The organism is Flavobacteriaceae bacterium (genome assembly GCA_014075215.1).
Classification (GTDB): Bacteria; Bacteroidota; Bacteroidia; order Flavobacteriales; family Flavobacteriaceae; genus Polaribacter.
In genome coordinates this window covers 830,556-846,188 of record CP046177.1, presented here as the reverse complement: position 1 = coordinate 846,188, position 15,633 = coordinate 830,556, and the positions used below count along the sequence as shown (strand labels likewise).

Below are 15,633 nucleotides of genomic sequence, written 5' to 3'. Positions count from 1 at the left end.
ATATTTCAGGACGGGTCATAAAGCTCATTAACGTTCCTCTATATTTAATGTTTCTTATTGCCCATCTTAAAAAGCAAGGTAGGTTTGAAATTAACGAAATTACAGTTTTGTTAAAAAACAAAGGCGAACTCCTTAATACAGTGCTTATAAAAGACTTTTTAAGCACCTATGAACATCAAAAAAACACGAATCTTTCTAAACATGAGTGGTCAGAGTTAAAAACCAAACAAATAGAACTTATTTCTTTATTTGCATATCATTTGACCTTTGAAAAGAATAACAAGGAGAATATACCTAAAGACAAAGCAATAGTATTTTTTAAAGCACAAACTAAATCAAAAATTGAATCAGACATTAGATATCAAAACATAGATTTTGAACAATTATTGATTGATTTTAAAAACCATTCTATCTTTTTATTTAAAAGAGAAGATATAGGATTTGATAAAAAGGAAGTACGTTTCTTTTTTACAGCCCATTACTTAATTCAGCATATTCAAACGGTTAAAGATTATAAGAAATATAAAAAAAAATTTAAAGGAGATGCCAATAGTTGGGAATCCATCGAAGTTTATCTTTTTGGTCTTATTAAGCCGAATAAAATAATGCAAAACATAAAACCTTATTTTATTCATAATACAATTATTTATAGCAACTCATTTATCTCTCAATTAGACTATGCTTTTAATTTTATAAAAAGCGGAAATACCAATACCAAGTATCACCTTTTAAACAAAATTTATTTTCTAAATCTCATAGTTTTTATATTTTATAATGATTTAATTTTTGCAAAAAATACAGATAATAAAAAAATTAATCTCTTAAAGGAAATTATTTTTTTCTTTATTAGGAAAAAATCCAAAATAAGTAATTTTATTAAAAAAAGTTTATCTCAATTTCAAATGGGTGCATAACATTTTGTCGTTTTAAGCAGCTTTATTTTTCTCAGTACAGATTAGGTTAACTACTTTGTTCCATTTATCACTCAGTTTAGTTGTTCTTAATGTGAGCATATTTTGAGCTCCAATTTTAGACCAACGTTGTCCAGAGAGTTTCATTCTTTTTTGAACAACCTCCCTGTTAGCTGCTTCTATGGCTCCAGATCCTATAATACCTGCTCCTGTATTTTGATATTGCTGATAGTCCATACGCGACCTATTTTCGGTATAATATGTGATAAGTTGGCTTTGTTGTTTACGTTGATTTTGCTTTGTCAATTCTAAGTTTTTGATATTCTCAATGACTTGATTTACTTGACTGTTTTTTAGTAGTTGCTCCTGTTGACCAACCCAACTGTTATATGACTCTTGATTAGAGAGACAAACCTTAGCAAAATCGTGTAAATGTTCTAAAGCATGATACCAATCCAATATTTGTGTGGCAAAAGGGTAATGTTGATCTACCCATTTCCATATCCATCTAGCACCATCACCAACAAAAATCAGTCGCTTATCAATACTCCTGTAACAGCCTAAGTATCTATCCATTCTATCTGTAAACTTATCAGCTTTGCCTAAATATGCTTCATACAACGAATGGCGTATCCATCCACGTTTATTTGATATGTCCATACAGCTACTCTGTTTAAAAATTCTGCCTAATTTTACTTCTTTCCAAGCCTCTTCCCGAGTGAAAAGCATCGACCCATCGACCATAGCATATATGCACTCTTGGTTATCTACCTTAAGAATATCAGGTTCAACGGCATCAACCTCCAATACTTTTTCTTGCTCTAATAAACCACCATAAAAGTCTGTGACTCTGTAAAGCTGCATCGCATTGACTGAAACACCTAGAAGATTCGATAAAACTTCATGACCATCTCCATAACAATCGTTTTGACCAATATAAATCATTTTGTCTTGCATATAGGGACTTATCTTAAATCCATTGACTTTTTCACTAAAGGGATGAGTGTTGTTAATCTCTATCTTTCCGTAACGTGATAAGTTTTTTTTTACGCCTGTCTTTAGATGGTTCGCTTATACTTCTCTCTAAAACCTCTCGACCATAGTCCGTCCATATTTGATCAAAAGTCTTTTCGTAATCATAGTAACTCTTTATGTTTGATAATTTTGCTATCGCTTGATAACGCTTCTTGGCTTGGGCTAAAAATTCCTCTTCGCTAATCATAATGGTGTCGCTTTTAAAAGTTAATCCTTAAAAATAACTATTTCGCGACAAAATGTTATGCACCCATTTCAAATTGAACTAATCAATTATGGGTACTTACACTACCTACCTCTTAATGGCTATAGAAATAAATCTATTAGCGGATTAGAAGAATTAAGTAAAATCATTAGAACAAATCATTTCGAGGGCATTAAGATTGATAAAAATGCATTCAAAAAACTTACAATAAGTATCAGGGCTGATACGAAGAGTATTCCAATTGGCTTAGTAAGTAATAGTTTTAATTTTATCTTTTCTATAGTTTATTTCTTAATATTTACGAATTATTTTAACTATAAAACCTCTCGACGTGTTGTTAATGATTACAATTATCAACAAAAAAAAATAAGTTGGTATCTTATTGATTTTTTAAAATTATATTCTAGTGAATTTTTAGACTATTATTTTACCATTTATCAATCATCTAGCGTACTAAATATAAAAACACTATTTAGATTTTACAAAAAGAATAGTTTAATCATAGATTCAGATAAACTACTACCTCATACAATCAAAAAAATTACTGACATTTTTTATTTCTTCTCTGAAAATTACCCCAAATTAGATGGATTAAGTATAGATGTAACAAATTTTATTAATACGTTTATTGATAATAAACTCAAAAACACTTTGTTAGATACTTGGCGAAAAAAGTGTTTAGAGAACCATATAGATTTAAGTGTAAGGAAATCCATTATTGGGTTATATTCAAGATTAGCTAATACCGATGATATTGAAATGTTTTTAGAGCTATTAAATAACAATGATGATGAAAATATAGGAATATCTTGTGTATGGACTTTATTAGACCAATACACTAATTTAAAAGATAATGACTCTAGATTAAAAACCAAAATCATGAGTAGCTTGAAATTAAAATTTATGGCTTCTACTACTGGTAAATATACTAGGTTAAATATCATTTCAAAGTTTTCTAAAAATTACATTTATCCCCCAGAAGATTTTATAGATGAGATTCTAAATTTTGCTAAAAAAAGTGATACAAGATATTTGGTTATAGTTAATTTTTTTGGAAATCTTAAAATTAAAAAAGCAAAACCATATTTGTTAAATTTACTTGAAGAATCAAAGGTCTGTATGTGGGCATACTATGCTTTATTTAAGATAGACTGCAGAAATCATTATCGCTATTATCATAAGGTCGATAATCATAAATTCCTTTTAGAATATGTATTAAATGATATTATAAATAAAAGTTTTAATGTTACTGAACTTGATGAAATATTTTTAGATAATTGTAAATACTTAGGTGATCAAAAAATATTAAGTGCTTTAAAAAAAATACGTTCATTAAAAAAAATAAAATTAGATTTTAATTATAAAGTAGAAAGACATTTAAAAGATACTATATATGATTTAGAAATAAAAGTTATAAAACTAAAGGAATGTAAAAGCTATCAAAAAAAAACTTCTGATAATAATACATCAGAAGATTAATTTAAATTTAGTTAATTCGATTTTAGTGAGAAGTATTTAGCATCATTAACAATTAGAGTATCAAGGACATTGATTTTTAAAGGTGATAATCTCTTTTGAAAAAGATTAGTCATTCTAATTGGAACTTCAGTATCAATTGTTCCATCTTCTTCTAATAGATTTGTAGCAAACATTATGTTTTTAACATCTACCATCAAAGTTATTCTTAAAATTTCGTTTACTTTTAAATCCCTAAAAGCCTCCCATTCTAATTTACAGAATCCTTTAATTTTATTGTCATCAGTAATAAGGAATACCCAAATAAAAAGTGTATGCAAATCTTTAATACAATAGTTACTTGTTAAGGTTTCCCATACAGATTGATTGGTGACATCTTTAAATGTTTTATTGTAAGATTCTCTACATTTCAAACAGTAACTATCGTCAATGAATTCTAAATAATATTCGTTCACTATATTGTTATTGGTCATAATAATTAAGTTTTATTGGTTTAACTTCTTCATTATTATGGCATTAGCATATATGTATGTCAAAGATTTATCAACATATAAAGCTCTATTTATCAATCAATTATATTTATAAATAACCAACCCTTTTATAATTTCCTAAAGGAAATTACTTACACCTAAAAAATGAAATTAATTCCAGGAGTTTCGTTTTAACTGCATTCTTTGTTCTTGGTCTTTAAGCTGTTGTATTCGTATGTGGTCGGCGGTTCTTTGTCCTTTTTCTACGTTGTACTGTTTTGTAAAAATTTCTTTTGTAGAACGCACGTTTTGCTTTGGTAAGGCTGAATTTTCTGCGTTGGTTTGGTCTTTTTTTTCGGTCTGGAACGTAGTTTTTTCAATATTATCAAAAGTAAGTGCATAGTAAACTCGTTTGGCTTTTTTACGCTTTATAGCATCTGACAAATCGTTTCCTATAAAATCACTCACGCAAATTAAATTGTTGTTTAATAATTACTCAATAGCACTCGTTACACTTCTATTGGAGATTCCAGTCTTTTCAAATTGGCTGTGTGATATCCAATCTCGAAGTTTAACTTTTCCATTAGCATCACGCCAACCAATCGTATTTCTGACAATTTTTAAATACACACGAATGGCAGAGCCACTTAAATGTTGCATTTGTGTATCAAAAAACACATTCGGTACAGCAGTTGTATTATTAAGCCTCATGGTTTTCTTCAATGTTTATGATTGGTAATTCGTTGTCATTATTTGGGAAGATTTGAAAGTCTGTATCTGGCTGATGATAGAGTTGCAGATACCATGCATTATTTGAGGTAATTTTAACTACACCTACTTTGTGGTAGATTTTTTTGTTAGTACTTGTATTAGTATCTATGGTTTTGCAAGAAACCACATTATAAAATTTTGGCATTAAATTGAATTGTTATGTACTTTCAAGCCTTAGGCTATTTGCCAATACTGTAATAATTCTAGCTATTTGATGTCGCATAAACGGTATTTTACGACGTTAGAAATCTATTTTTTTAAGGGCTATATGCCGTTTGGAGAATCAACGTATACTGATTATGTAACAAGGTGTAACTTAAAATACAAAGGCTTAGTTTTGTAATATAAATAACTAGAATTATTACGGTATTTGATAGCTGAAAGTACTAATCGCATTATAAACCAAGTCAAAACAAAAAACAACCTTTTACAATTGTTCTTTTGTTTTTGAGTTTATTTACTTGTTTCTTTTTCCTTTTAAGCCATTTGAAATTGTAGATTGGTGGTCAAGTATTTTCTTGCTACATCTTGATAGCGTTTTTCAGAGAGTTGCATATATTGGAAACTAGATTCTGGTTTTACATGACGTAAGATTGCCGATACATCCCTTACGCTTCCGCCTTGATCTAAAATATAATTGGCTTTTCCATGTCTAAAGCTATGAGGGGTGATGTTTTTATCCAGCATTGCCATATCTGATATCTCATTTATCCATCGTTGTATGCTTCTTGGTGTAAATGGTTTTTGTGTTTTAGGGTTAATTAATAGTTTTTGTGAATCAGAGTCCATACAAAGGCGAATGCCTAAATAACGATTGAGAAGGTCATTGGTATCTGTTCCCCATATTACCAAATTATAACGCATACTTTTTCGTGTTCTAACTTTAGCAGTTCGTAGCCCATCACTTCCCTGTTTATTAATATTTGAAATTTCAATATCCAACAGTTCGCTGATACGCATTCCTGTATCCCAGAGTAAATGCAATACTAATTTCTTTTGTAAGTCTACAAGTACATTTTTATCAAGTAAACTACTCATATCTTCCAAATCCTCTTTAGTAACAATGTCTTTGTTTGCACTCACAAAACGCACAGGAATAATTTCTTTAGGATTGAATGTGGTCATTCCTCTACCATGCCAAAACCAAAAGAAGTTTTTTAGAACTCTAGCGGAATATGCAATGGTGTTTAAACTGTATTTGTTTTCTAAACTTCTATGAAAAGTTACAATATCATCTCCATTTACTTCATGTAGATTGGCTTTAAGAGAAATAAATTGTGCAAATTGTTGTAATCGAATTTTGTATGTAGTATATGCAGATGTTGTATGGGTTTGCTTCCATTCAAGATAAGAATGGATTGCGTTTTGAATAGTTATTGATTTCTGAATGTTCATATATAAAAGACCCGCCAAAAGCAATCTGGCGGGTCTTTTATATAACCTAGTCGCAGGACGACAGCCAAAAAAAGACTGTTGTATTACTACTAAAGTAAATAAATAAACACGCGCTGTTGCTTTAGCTTATATCTAAAAAGACATAAGCGACCCTTTCGGGCAACGAGGTTTCTTTGTTTTTAAGTTACGAGTAATAGTGTATTTCATAAATAAAAATATTGCAAGGGCGATAATCGCCATTTAAGTATAAAATGCCAAAGACTTTTCTATGTTCAAAATATGGTATACTAGGTATAAGATTGAACGCAAAAAAAACTTTAAAGCGTTTCTAAAAATTATCACAAATTCTAAATTATGCAAGCAGTTCTTTATTTTGTCAATAAAAGTTGACAACAGTCGGTAAGACCGACAGCTAAAAACAATTATAAAACCTTATTTTTTGACGCTTTTATGTCTTTTTCCTATGACCCAAATGACGTTAGTTATTTTGCAATGACAAACTTTAGAACGGATAGAAAACTCTTTGGTATTAAACAGGCGGACAGATTGTTGCATTTTTATTGCTTTGGAAAATCTGGAAGTGGAAAGACTTCCCTATTAAAAACCTTAATGCTTCAAGACGCAGAAGCTCGTCGTGGATTTGCTTTTTTGGATTTGCATGGAGATGCTTCTGTAGAACTCATTGCTAAAATCAATGACCGATTTTCCGATAGGAAACTTATTTATTTTGATGTAACCAATCCAGACATGGAATATGGCTATAATCCAATCCGAAAAGTTTCTCCTTCTAAACGTTCACTTGTAGCTTCCAATATTTTGGAAACATTTCAACGAAATTGGAAATCTGCTTGGGGATTGAAAATGGAACACATACTTCGGATGATTCTCTTAACACTCCTGGAACAACCCTCTGCTAATTTTTCTGGTATTCTTCGACTTTTGCATGATAGTACATACAGAAATGAATGTCTTACAAATATTTCATCAGAGGCGATTCGCCTCTTTTGGGAGAAGGAATTTGTGAAATACAAGCCGAATGATTTGTTACCGATAATGAATAAACTCGGTGGTTTTCTCTCTCACAATATTGTAAGAAAAATATTGGTAGAAAATACAAAACAAATATCGCTTCGGTCTATACTAGATTCAAATACTATTTTGATTATTAATTTAGCCAAAGGACAAGTAGGTTCTGATGTTGCCAATATTCTTGGTGGACTCTTGCTTACTTCCCTTGCATCTGCATCTTTTTCTCGAATTGATATTTTAGAGAAAGACAGAACTCCGTATTTCTTTTATATAGATGAGTTTCAAATTTTATCCTCCACAGAACTGATTGCTGAATTATTGGCACAAGTTCGTAAGTTTAAAATTGGGCTAATTTTAGCCAATCAATTTTTGCATCAACTAAATGTTGAAGTTAGAAATAGTGTCTTTGGAAATGTGGGAACAATTATTTGTTTTCGTCTTGGAATTCATGACGCTAATTTAATGGCAAAAGAATTTTACCCAATTTTTACTACAACTGATTTCACTTCCCTAGCCAATTATTCCATTTATCTAAAACTAATGATTGATGGAAAACCTTCTGTGCCTTTTAGTGCAGATACCATTTTATAGGGGTCTAAGACCCATTTTACAATTTACTTTTTCGCTAACCGCCAATGGCTAATAGCTAACTACCAAAAACCAATACCTAAATCCTATACAAATGAAAACACAGATCTTATCGACTGAAGTACTTGGTTGTACTGAAGTTGAAATCCATTACAAACGTCCATTATTTAATACCATGAAGTACATAAAATGTGCTGATGATGTATATCATCTCTTACTAGAATTTACCGATACAAAACGTATTGATTATAAAGAATTTTTTTGGGTGATGATGCTCAATAATGCGAATCGAGTATTGGGGATTTCTGAAATTGCTGTAGGTACAAGTAGTCATGTAAATGTAGATGTAAAAGAAATATGTCAGTTAGCATTACTAACTGATAGTACGAGTATTTTAATTCTGCATAATCATCCATCAGGGACACTAAAACCCTCTGAAGCTGATACGAAAATCACTAAAAAAATTAAAAAAGCATTGAAGCTTTTTGATATTTCTTTACTCGACCATATCATTATTACTTCTGAAAAGTATTACTCTTTTGCGGAAGAAAATACACTTTAATTACAAAACAATTACGAATTGTAAATTATGAATTACGAGTTCAACATTCGTAATTCCTAATTCGTAATTACTTCTTTTTAACTTTTCCAATTCCCTATGCCCAAAACCCCTATTACTTATTATGGTGGTAAACTCAATTTACTATCTGAAATACTCCCATTAATTCCAGAACATCGCATTTATACAGAATCCTTCTTTGGAGGTGGAGCTGTATTTTTTGCAAAACCACCATCGGAAGCGGAAACGATTAACGATACCAATATGATGGCAATTAATTTCTTTGAGGTCGCTAGAAGCGAATTTCAGGCATTAAAAGCAAAAATTGAAGCAACGCTATTTTCTCGTGCTACGTATTCTGTTGCTAATATGATATATAGAATGCCACATTTGTTTGATAAGTTACAACAAGCGTGGGCGTTCTATATAGCTACTAATATGGGGTTTTCATGCACCATTGGTTCTTGGGGATACGATAAATATGGAAAACGAGTCAAAGCATTTCAGAATAAAAAATTGATTTTTAATGAAGCTATCTCAAAACGGCTCGAACGAGCCCAGATTGAAAGTAATGATGCGCTTAAAGTAATTGAGAGTAGAGATACCAAAGATGCTTTTCATTATGTAGACCCGCCATATATAGATTCTAATCAAGGACATTATGGTGGCTATACCAAAACTCATTACAAAGATTTACTGGAAACCTTATCTAAGGTACAAGGTAAATTTCTGCTTAGTTCTTATCCCTCAAAACTCTTAACAAAATACACTAAGAAAAACGGATGGTACACCAAAACTTTTGACAAACCATTATCAGCTAGAAAAGCAGTTTCTGGAAAATCACGTGGGAGAAAGGTGGAAGTACTAACCGCTAACTATTCGATTTAGTTGTTAGTTATTGGTTGTTAATTTTTAGCTATCAAGTATTACGAATCAACTTTCAAACTTTTAAACCTTAAAACTATATATAAATGAAAATAACAATTAACAAAACCGTGAATTTAAACCTTAAAGGTTTTAAAGGGAAATCTTCAACACTTCTACAACTCTTTAGTGATGTCGCTAAAAAAGAGGGGTGGAGTGAAAGAGAAATCTATTTGGTTAAAGCAGAAGCCTTAAGGCTTTTGGATTATGACCACTTACTAGAAACTATTAAAAGCTATTGCAAAGAATAACAATTGAATATTAATCTGTGGTTAATTACCACGCAAAACTAAATACTTATGAATACAACCATTATTGATGTATTAATTGAAAACATCACAACCGACCGACATCTTTTAGACCAAGCTGAAACAAAAATTGATGAAGCAAAAGCTGAAAAGATTTTGATTGTAAACCGATTAAAGGAACAGCAAAAAGATATTGCTACACTTTTAAAATATGCTGATGAAAAGCAACAGCAAATAATAGAAGAACTTGGCTTTGACTTTTCGGAAGAAAAACGAAGTGTTAATACTGTAGCATCTACAGCCTATGAGATTATCTTAAAAGCAAAGGATAACAAACTTACCAATGAGCAGTTATTTAATGCCTATGTTTCATCTTGTACAGAGAAAAAAGAAAAGCCAGTAAATTACACCGCTTTCAATATCAAGTGTAGAACACTTTTTAACACTCAAAAGTTAATTCGTACAAAAGGAGCAGATGAAAAATCTTCTCGTGAAGATATTATTTCTTTAAATGGAGTTCCTAAAAAAGAAGTTCCTACACCAGAAAAAAAAGATGAGAAAAAACCTTCAACGCCTAAAAAACCGAATAATGCTAAGAAATAGTGATTTTACTGTTTTTGAGGATAAAGAGAAAGCAATTCATGCTTGTTTGTGGGAAAATTTTATTCATAGAATTTGTAATGTAAAATTCTGTGTGGTAGTTCATCCAGATAATAAATGGGCGGTATGCAAAGAATCTTTTGCTAAGGAAATGGAGCTTTTGCAGGAAATAATTCCAGCAAATTATGCTTCCCTTTCTTATGAACAAATTCGTCATATTAAAATGGATTCAGACCCACTTCCTTTTTGGGAGGAACTCTGTGGAATGTTTTCTGTGGCTGACGGAGACTATTTACGATTTATTCTCCATAGTAAAATTCCTCTTGAGAAGTTAATTCGTTATGAATTAGCTTGTAGAGGACATGATGAGAATACTTCTTGGGTTGGTTTTGAAAAAGCTAAAGAGATTTGGCTTAGTGAAAATTGAATATTTATGACGTCATCTTTTTTTGATGGCGTTTTTTTTTACGGTTATTGATTAAATTTAGTACATTTGAATGATGTATAGATTTTTTATTTTTAGTATTTTTTTATTTTGTTTTTCTTGTGCATCTGTACTAGAACAAAAAGTAAAAGAAACCAAAAAGACAAAAAAAATAACGAATATTGTTAGTGATTCTTTGAAACTTATGGAATATAACACGAAAAGAATGCATTACCTGACACCTTGTATTCCTAATGAAAATATACAATCAATACAAGTACCTCAAAAAAAGTAGGACACAATTCTTATAAAAATACAAAAACGCCCACTTGGATAAGTGAGCGTTCTTTTTTGAAATTTTGTAAAACTAATAAAATTTACTATTCATCTAATTTAGATAATCTATCTATTACTTTATTAAATTCATTTTTTAGAATAGAGTCATTTAACTTTTCTTTAAAAGTTGAATATTTATCTATTTCAATTAACCAAAATAAATCATTTTCGATTTTTTCTTTAACATTGTCGTCAGCTAAATAAAAGGCAATAATGAAATTATTTTGGCTTTCAAGAGCTATATCTGTTATACATTCAGCCATATATTCAGATAACTCAACATTCTTTTTTATTATTTTTCTTAATTTAAAAAACAATAAAGTATTGTTTGCATTTACTAATGCCTTATCTTTTAAAAGATTAACTAAAGGATATAGTTCTTTAATTCTATCATTAGATTTAAAATCTAATTTTTCTTCAGTTTTGAAGAAGTTTATAACCTTTAAATTTAATGTGTCATTTACTACTTCGAAATTTTTTAACTCTGTACTTAAGGATTTTATATCCTCTTGAGAAAAACTATAGTTTATAAAAGAGATAAAAAATATTGTAATTAATGTTCTATTTATTTTCATTTGTTAATTATTTTTTTTCTGATAACCATAGCCTCTTTTTTCAACTATCTTTTGAACAGCAGCATTTTGGGCTTCATATTTTGTTAATACTTCATTTAATTTACTTAAAGAGTCAGGATGTGTACCTCTATATATAAATATAGAACCTTCAGAACTTCCCTTTGTACCATTTTTCCAGTTAAAATGAGATGTAAAACCCTTGTAATCAGTTGGGCATATTGTTGGACAACCCTCAGAATATCTCCTAGTTTTATAACCTGTATGTACGTTAACATATTGCATCATAACATCATCTCCATCTGGGTTTTCCCCTGGGGCTGTTCTATTACCATTACTATCTACAATGTTTAATCCTTTTTGAGTTCCTCCTTTATGACCTGATTCATTATTGAAATCGTGTTCTCCTTCAGCCACAGTATTATGCTCTGTTTCATCTTCATTTCTTTTAGAGTCTGGATAAGAACTTCCAGTATATTTGTATAGATAACCGTCAACTTCCACAAAGATTAAGGCTGTATAATTTGCTTTTCTATAATTATCTTTCGGTTGATTGGGTCTATCAAATATATAAACATTTATTACAGGGTCTTTCTTATTTTCTCCAAAATGAGATTGTGTTTCATTAATCGCCCTTTGATAATCATCTGTTTCCTCATTGGTTCTCTCATTTCTATACATTCCATTTCCTATGTAAGTCCAACTGTCGGCACCACTTGGATCAGCCCAAAAAATAGGGTTATTGTCAAATGCAGAATAAGTAGAATACTCATAATGTGTTACGGGGTCAATTCCCGTCCATCTAGCAATAGCTGGATCGTATTGTCTTAAGTCCATTTCGTGAAGGTTCAACCCTAAGGCTTCTTCAAATTCTATGCCATTGTAACCAAACTTGTTCGCTGTTGAATTTCCATTAGCTGAAACCACGTTATTATACCCTTTATGTTTCAATCCAAAGGGATAGACGTTTATGCGTTTTTTTTAATAAAAGCCCATTTTTTATCGCTTATACCTGACAAAAACAGATTTTTTTAAGAACGTCCTCACTTCATGACCATTGTAAATATATGATTTTATGATTAAATCCGCACTCCAAAAACCCAGTATTTTCGTTCCTCAAAACCCCTGTGTTTTTTCCGTTTCCTTTCCCTCGATATTTGTACATAATTGGCATTATAATACAAATTCAGGAGTTTACTATTTGATCGGTTCTTCGCTTGTAAGTTATAATGTAAATTATGTAAAATACTCCAGGCTCATAGCTACCTGAGCGCACAGTGGAACTAAGATTGATGATAATAGCTTTGATTTTTAAGTAAAAAAGTCGTATTTTAGCTACGACGTCTTAGAGGACTAAAATCGTTTGCTAAGTAAGAAGTTATCTTTTAATTAGGTAGCTTCTTTTTTTATGCTCTTTGTGAAGACTAGCACCCTTCGGTTGCTTCATTTTAATACTTGTCGATTTTTCCCCTGGCTTTTTTCCACCTCTAAAAAATCGCCAATTATTAAAACGGTTTACCTCCGTTTTAAAAAGATGAGGATTTATAGAAAGGGTTATAGCAGGGAGATAAATCGTCAGCTTTTTAAAACCGACAAGCGATAGTGCGTTCAGCATCGGAACTACATCGTTTATGGTAAGTTCTTCCCTCTGTGATATCTCAAGTGTTTTCCGTACTGATTTTAAAAACTGTAAACTCATTTTAGGATTGATTCCGGGTTGTAAATCTATTTTAGGATTTAGCTAAAAAAACGGTCAACTCATTTCAGGATAATAGCCCACTATGTATTTCCCTTTTTTTGATTTAACCGTACTGTTTATAGAGGCCAACGCCGATTGAGTGTTCTGCGTTGTACGCAAAACCAGCGCAGCGAAAGCGCAGCGCCAAAGCCGACGTGGACACATTGTCTGCGAACGATTAAGTGAGCAGCGTGGACGCGCCACAAGCATTTTTTTTCTCCTTATTATAAAAATAATAAATCGATTAAAAAAAAATGCGCAGTAGGCTTTGGCACCAGCGGCTGCGCCCGATAAGCAGCGGTGGATTTTTGTAGGCGACCCATAGGAGCCGTCAGCAAAAATACAGAGGAGCTGCGAGTGAGCGGAGCAGAAGCAGGGAGGCAGCAGCTTTTTTTTGGACAAAAACGGCTGTAAGCCGATGTATTTTTTTTTGGCCAAAAAAAAGTGCTGCACAGAGGGGCGTAGCGAACACCTTATAACCGCCCTTAATTGGTTTTTTAGCAAGCGAGGACGAAGGACGAGCGAAGCTTTATTGTATGGGATGAAAGTTATTTACAACTTCGTGTAAAGATTCTAAATCATCCTGTAGATACCGTTCTGTAGAAGATATATAACGATGTCCTGCCATGACTTGCACTTGTCTTAGATTGTATTGTTTTAACCAATGGGTAATCACAGAAGCTCGTATTTGATTTGAACTATTTACTTTGTTGTTTGTCTTCTTTAACTTCTTTAAAATGTGATAGATTGTATTTCCTAATCGTTTGTTGTTTGGTATAAAAACTCTTTCGCTAACAATGTGTTTTTTATCAATGATTTCTTCTCGGACTTCTTTTATATATTCTAAAAATTGGATGACTTGCCACGATTTTAATTCTAAAGTTCTGCTGTTACTTTTTGCGCCACTTTTTATATAAATCTTTCCTTTGTAAAGTTGTAAATCTTCGATTTCTAAATGTATAAGTTCTGTTGTGTTTAATCCTTGATAAACCATCAATCCAACAATCATTTTATTTCTTTTTGCTGTTAATCTGTGGTAAGGATCGGTGATGTTTTCTGTTTGATATGAATAATACAAATCTTCTAATTCGTCGGCTTCTAATAAATTGTGATTCACTACTTTTTTAACTCCTTTGATTGTGGTTGTTTCTATAGGATTGTCTGTTCTATAACATTCACTTACTAAATAATTCAAGTAATTTTTTACAATGCCTAAGGCATGATTTACAGTTCTTTTATTGGTGTATTTTCTTTGTAAATGTTTTAGATATTTCATGCAGTTTTCATACTCAATAACTTCTGCAGATGTATCATTTTTCTTGCACCAAGTGATAAATTTATCAATCTGATTTGAGTAGCTTTTAATGGTTGTTGTACTGTAATTTTCTTTCTCTAAATATTCTTTATACTGTTTCATCTTTTATCATTTTTAATAAATGAACATAAATCTGTGTGGATTCTAAAGAACTGTGGCCTAAAAAGGTTTTGATGCTTTCTAGTTTTACTTCTTGTTGTAATAAATGGGTTGCAATGCTATGTCTTAATGTGTGAAGTGTAATTCTTTTTTCTACAATCTCTTTGTTATTACTTGCTTGTACAATCTTCTGTAACCGGTTCGCTAAACTCATTCCGCCCATTCTTTTGCCTTGCTTACTGACAAATAAGCTTTCGGTGTTCTTTGGGTTAAATAAATCTCTGGATTCATACATATAGTCTTCCAGTATTTCTGCATTCTTTCGATTGATGGGTACAAAACGTTCTTTATAATTCTTTCCTTTTCTTATTAGTATTCTTTCTTTATCAAAAAAAATATCGCTAATATCTAAATGAACAGCTTCATTTCGACGTAATCCACAACTGTAAAATATCACAAGAATTACTTTATCTCTTAACCGATAATGGTCGTACTGGTGGCTATACTTAGTAGCATTGAATAATGCCTTGATTTCTGATTGCGTTAATATATTTGTCTTTTCTTCTGTGGGGTTTCTCTCTGATTTTAGATGTATATTAATTCCTTTATGATTGTGATTTTGTAGATATTCTCTAAACTTCTTTAAGGCTTGTTGGTGTTTGTTTAGATAGCTTTTACTCAATCCTCCGCTTCTTCTTTCATTAACTCTTTGCTGTAAATAATTGTAATAATCTTTTACAGTTTGGGTTGTGATGTAACTAATATTTCTAATATGATTTTGTTCTAGGTAATAGAAAAATTCTTGTAGATGATTTGGCAAGTAATAGACTGTACTTTCTGCATAGCCTAAGATATCTAACCACTCTTTATAATTGGTAACAAATATTTTATAACTCTCATTGTATAGCTTTAATTTTTTCATGTGCTTGACCTTTTTT

At 31.1% G+C, this 15,633-nt stretch carries 21 protein-coding genes; 8 read left to right on the top strand and 13 right to left on the bottom strand.

What is annotated here, in order from left to right; genetic code table 11:
* Positions 1-47: 47 nt before the first annotated feature.
* On the top strand, positions 48-914 hold the full coding sequence (locus tag GKR88_04270; GenBank protein ID QMU63570.1) for a hypothetical protein: 867 nt from the start codon (positions 48-50) through the stop codon (positions 912-914).
* Positions 915-926: 12 nt separating this feature from the next.
* Here GKR88_04270 and GKR88_04265 read toward each other — a convergent pair whose 3' ends face one another.
* Positions 927-1,868 carry a hypothetical protein gene (locus tag GKR88_04265; GenBank protein QMU63569.1) on the bottom strand — a complete coding sequence of 314 codons (942 nt, stop codon included), beginning with the start codon at positions 1,866-1,868 and terminating at the stop codon, positions 927-929.
* Positions 1,869-1,920: 52 nt separating this feature from the next.
* Complete coding sequence (locus tag GKR88_04260; protein ID QMU63568.1) at positions 1,921-2,133, bottom strand: hypothetical protein; 213 nt, start codon at positions 2,131-2,133, stop codon at positions 1,921-1,923.
* 57 nt (positions 2,134-2,190) lie between these two features.
* On the opposite strand from GKR88_04260, the gene GKR88_04255 reads away from it, so the two are divergent.
* Positions 2,191-3,630, top strand: coding sequence for a hypothetical protein (locus GKR88_04255; GenBank protein ID QMU63567.1), 1,440 nt, complete (start codon positions 2,191-2,193; stop codon positions 3,628-3,630).
* A gap of 11 nt (positions 3,631-3,641) precedes the next feature.
* Here GKR88_04255 and GKR88_04250 read toward each other — a convergent pair whose 3' ends face one another.
* The 5 genes from GKR88_04250 to GKR88_04230 all read right to left on the bottom strand — a co-directional run bounded on the left by GKR88_04250 (position 3,642) and on the right by GKR88_04230 (position 6,263).
* Entirely contained in the window at positions 3,642-4,100 is a 459-nt protein-coding gene (locus GKR88_04250) for a hypothetical protein (GenBank protein QMU63566.1), read from the bottom strand.
* Between the two features lie 168 nt (positions 4,101-4,268).
* Positions 4,269-4,565 (bottom strand): hypothetical protein, encoded by a 297-nt coding sequence (locus GKR88_04245; GenBank protein ID QMU63565.1) that lies wholly within the window; start codon positions 4,563-4,565, stop codon positions 4,269-4,271.
* A 24-nt stretch (positions 4,566-4,589) separates the two neighbouring features.
* The gene (locus GKR88_04240) at positions 4,590-4,808 is read right to left on the bottom strand and encodes a hypothetical protein (protein QMU63564.1); all 219 of its coding nucleotides are present in this window, start codon (positions 4,806-4,808) and stop codon (positions 4,590-4,592) included.
* On the bottom strand, positions 4,798-5,013 hold the full coding sequence (locus tag GKR88_04235) for a hypothetical protein (protein QMU63563.1): 216 nt from the start codon (positions 5,011-5,013) through the stop codon (positions 4,798-4,800). Before GKR88_04235 ends, GKR88_04240 begins: the two co-directional genes overlap by 11 nt.
* 332 nt (positions 5,014-5,345) lie before the next feature.
* Positions 5,346-6,263 (bottom strand): tyrosine-type recombinase/integrase, encoded by a 918-nt coding sequence (locus tag GKR88_04230; GenBank protein ID QMU63562.1) that lies wholly within the window; start codon positions 6,261-6,263, stop codon positions 5,346-5,348.
* Positions 6,264-6,755: 492 nt separating this feature from the next.
* Here GKR88_04230 and GKR88_04225 point away from each other — a divergent pair, with 492 nt between their 5' ends.
* From GKR88_04225 to GKR88_04200, 6 genes are all read left to right on the top strand, one after another.
* Positions 6,756-7,883, top strand: coding sequence for a type IV secretory system conjugative DNA transfer family protein (locus tag GKR88_04225; GenBank protein ID QMU63561.1), 1,128 nt, complete (start codon positions 6,756-6,758; stop codon positions 7,881-7,883).
* Between the two features lie 91 nt (positions 7,884-7,974).
* Positions 7,975-8,442, top strand: coding sequence for a DNA repair protein (locus GKR88_04220; protein ID QMU63560.1), 468 nt, complete (start codon positions 7,975-7,977; stop codon positions 8,440-8,442).
* Between the two features lie 96 nt (positions 8,443-8,538).
* Positions 8,539-9,327, top strand: coding sequence for a DNA adenine methylase (locus tag GKR88_04215; protein QMU63559.1), 789 nt, complete (start codon positions 8,539-8,541; stop codon positions 9,325-9,327).
* A gap of 83 nt (positions 9,328-9,410) precedes the next feature.
* Entirely contained in the window at positions 9,411-9,614 is a 204-nt protein-coding gene (locus GKR88_04210; GenBank protein QMU63558.1) for a hypothetical protein, read from the top strand.
* Positions 9,615-9,662: 48 nt separating this feature from the next.
* The gene (locus GKR88_04205) at positions 9,663-10,214 is read left to right on the top strand and encodes a hypothetical protein (GenBank protein ID QMU63557.1); all 552 of its coding nucleotides are present in this window, start codon (positions 9,663-9,665) and stop codon (positions 10,212-10,214) included.
* Positions 10,165-10,638 (top strand): hypothetical protein, encoded by a 474-nt coding sequence (locus GKR88_04200; protein ID QMU63556.1) that lies wholly within the window; start codon positions 10,165-10,167, stop codon positions 10,636-10,638. The genes GKR88_04205 and GKR88_04200 overlap by 50 nt, the downstream gene beginning before the upstream one ends.
* 377 nt (positions 10,639-11,015) lie before the next feature.
* Here the strand turns inward: GKR88_04200 and GKR88_04195 are convergent, their stop codons facing one another.
* The 6 genes from GKR88_04195 to GKR88_04170 form a co-directional block, all read right to left on the bottom strand.
* Positions 11,016-11,546 (bottom strand): hypothetical protein, encoded by a 531-nt coding sequence (locus GKR88_04195; protein ID QMU63555.1) that lies wholly within the window; start codon positions 11,544-11,546, stop codon positions 11,016-11,018.
* Between the two features lie 3 nt (positions 11,547-11,549).
* Positions 11,550-12,515, bottom strand: a complete 966-nt coding sequence (locus tag GKR88_04190; protein ID QMU63554.1) for a hypothetical protein — start codon at positions 12,513-12,515, stop codon at positions 11,550-11,552.
* A gap of 406 nt (positions 12,516-12,921) precedes the next feature.
* Positions 12,922-13,242: a hypothetical protein gene (locus GKR88_04185; GenBank protein ID QMU63553.1), complete on the bottom strand. Its 321-nt coding sequence runs from the start codon at positions 13,240-13,242 to the stop codon at positions 12,922-12,924.
* A gap of 54 nt (positions 13,243-13,296) precedes the next feature.
* Entirely contained in the window at positions 13,297-13,683 is a 387-nt protein-coding gene (locus GKR88_04180) for a hypothetical protein (GenBank protein ID QMU63552.1), read from the bottom strand.
* Between the two features lie 127 nt (positions 13,684-13,810).
* On the bottom strand, positions 13,811-14,698 hold the full coding sequence (locus GKR88_04175) for a tyrosine-type recombinase/integrase (protein ID QMU63551.1): 888 nt from the start codon (positions 14,696-14,698) through the stop codon (positions 13,811-13,813).
* Complete coding sequence (locus GKR88_04170) at positions 14,685-15,617, bottom strand: tyrosine-type recombinase/integrase (protein QMU63550.1); 933 nt, start codon at positions 15,615-15,617, stop codon at positions 14,685-14,687. Before GKR88_04170 ends, GKR88_04175 begins: the two co-directional genes overlap by 14 nt.
* Positions 15,618-15,633: the final 16 nt, after the last annotated feature.

Coding starts and splice junctions, on each gene's coding strand:
- GKR88_04270 (QMU63570.1), top strand. CDS start 48: ATGTTTCTTATTGCCCATCTTAAAAAGCAAGGTAGGTTTGAAATTAAC.
- GKR88_04265 (QMU63569.1), bottom strand. CDS start 1,868: ATGCAAGACAAAATGATTTATATTGGTCAAAACGATTGTTATGGAGAT.
- GKR88_04260 (QMU63568.1), bottom strand. CDS start 2,133: ATGATTAGCGAAGAGGAATTTTTAGCCCAAGCCAAGAAGCGTTATCAA.
- GKR88_04255 (QMU63567.1), top strand. CDS start 2,191: ATGCACCCATTTCAAATTGAACTAATCAATTATGGGTACTTACACTAC.
- GKR88_04250 (QMU63566.1), bottom strand. CDS start 4,100: ATGACCAATAACAATATAGTGAACGAATATTATTTAGAATTCATTGAC.
- GKR88_04240 (QMU63564.1), bottom strand. CDS start 4,808: ATGAGGCTTAATAATACAACTGCTGTACCGAATGTGTTTTTTGATACA.
- GKR88_04235 (QMU63563.1), bottom strand. CDS start 5,013: ATGCCAAAATTTTATAATGTGGTTTCTTGCAAAACCATAGATACTAAT.
- GKR88_04230 (QMU63562.1), bottom strand. CDS start 6,263: ATGAACATTCAGAAATCAATAACTATTCAAAACGCAATCCATTCTTAT.
- GKR88_04225 (QMU63561.1), top strand. CDS start 6,756: ATGACAAACTTTAGAACGGATAGAAAACTCTTTGGTATTAAACAGGCG.
- GKR88_04220 (QMU63560.1), top strand. CDS start 7,975: ATGAAAACACAGATCTTATCGACTGAAGTACTTGGTTGTACTGAAGTT.
- GKR88_04215 (QMU63559.1), top strand. CDS start 8,539: ATGCCCAAAACCCCTATTACTTATTATGGTGGTAAACTCAATTTACTA.
- GKR88_04210 (QMU63558.1), top strand. CDS start 9,411: ATGAAAATAACAATTAACAAAACCGTGAATTTAAACCTTAAAGGTTTT.
- GKR88_04205 (QMU63557.1), top strand. CDS start 9,663: ATGAATACAACCATTATTGATGTATTAATTGAAAACATCACAACCGAC.
- GKR88_04200 (QMU63556.1), top strand. CDS start 10,165: ATGAGAAAAAACCTTCAACGCCTAAAAAACCGAATAATGCTAAGAAAT.
- GKR88_04195 (QMU63555.1), bottom strand. CDS start 11,546: ATGAAAATAAATAGAACATTAATTACAATATTTTTTATCTCTTTTATA.
- GKR88_04185 (QMU63553.1), bottom strand. CDS start 13,242: ATGAGTTTACAGTTTTTAAAATCAGTACGGAAAACACTTGAGATATCA.
- GKR88_04175 (QMU63551.1), bottom strand. CDS start 14,698: ATGAAACAGTATAAAGAATATTTAGAGAAAGAAAATTACAGTACAACA.
- GKR88_04170 (QMU63550.1), bottom strand. CDS start 15,617: ATGAAAAAATTAAAGCTATACAATGAGAGTTATAAAATATTTGTTACC.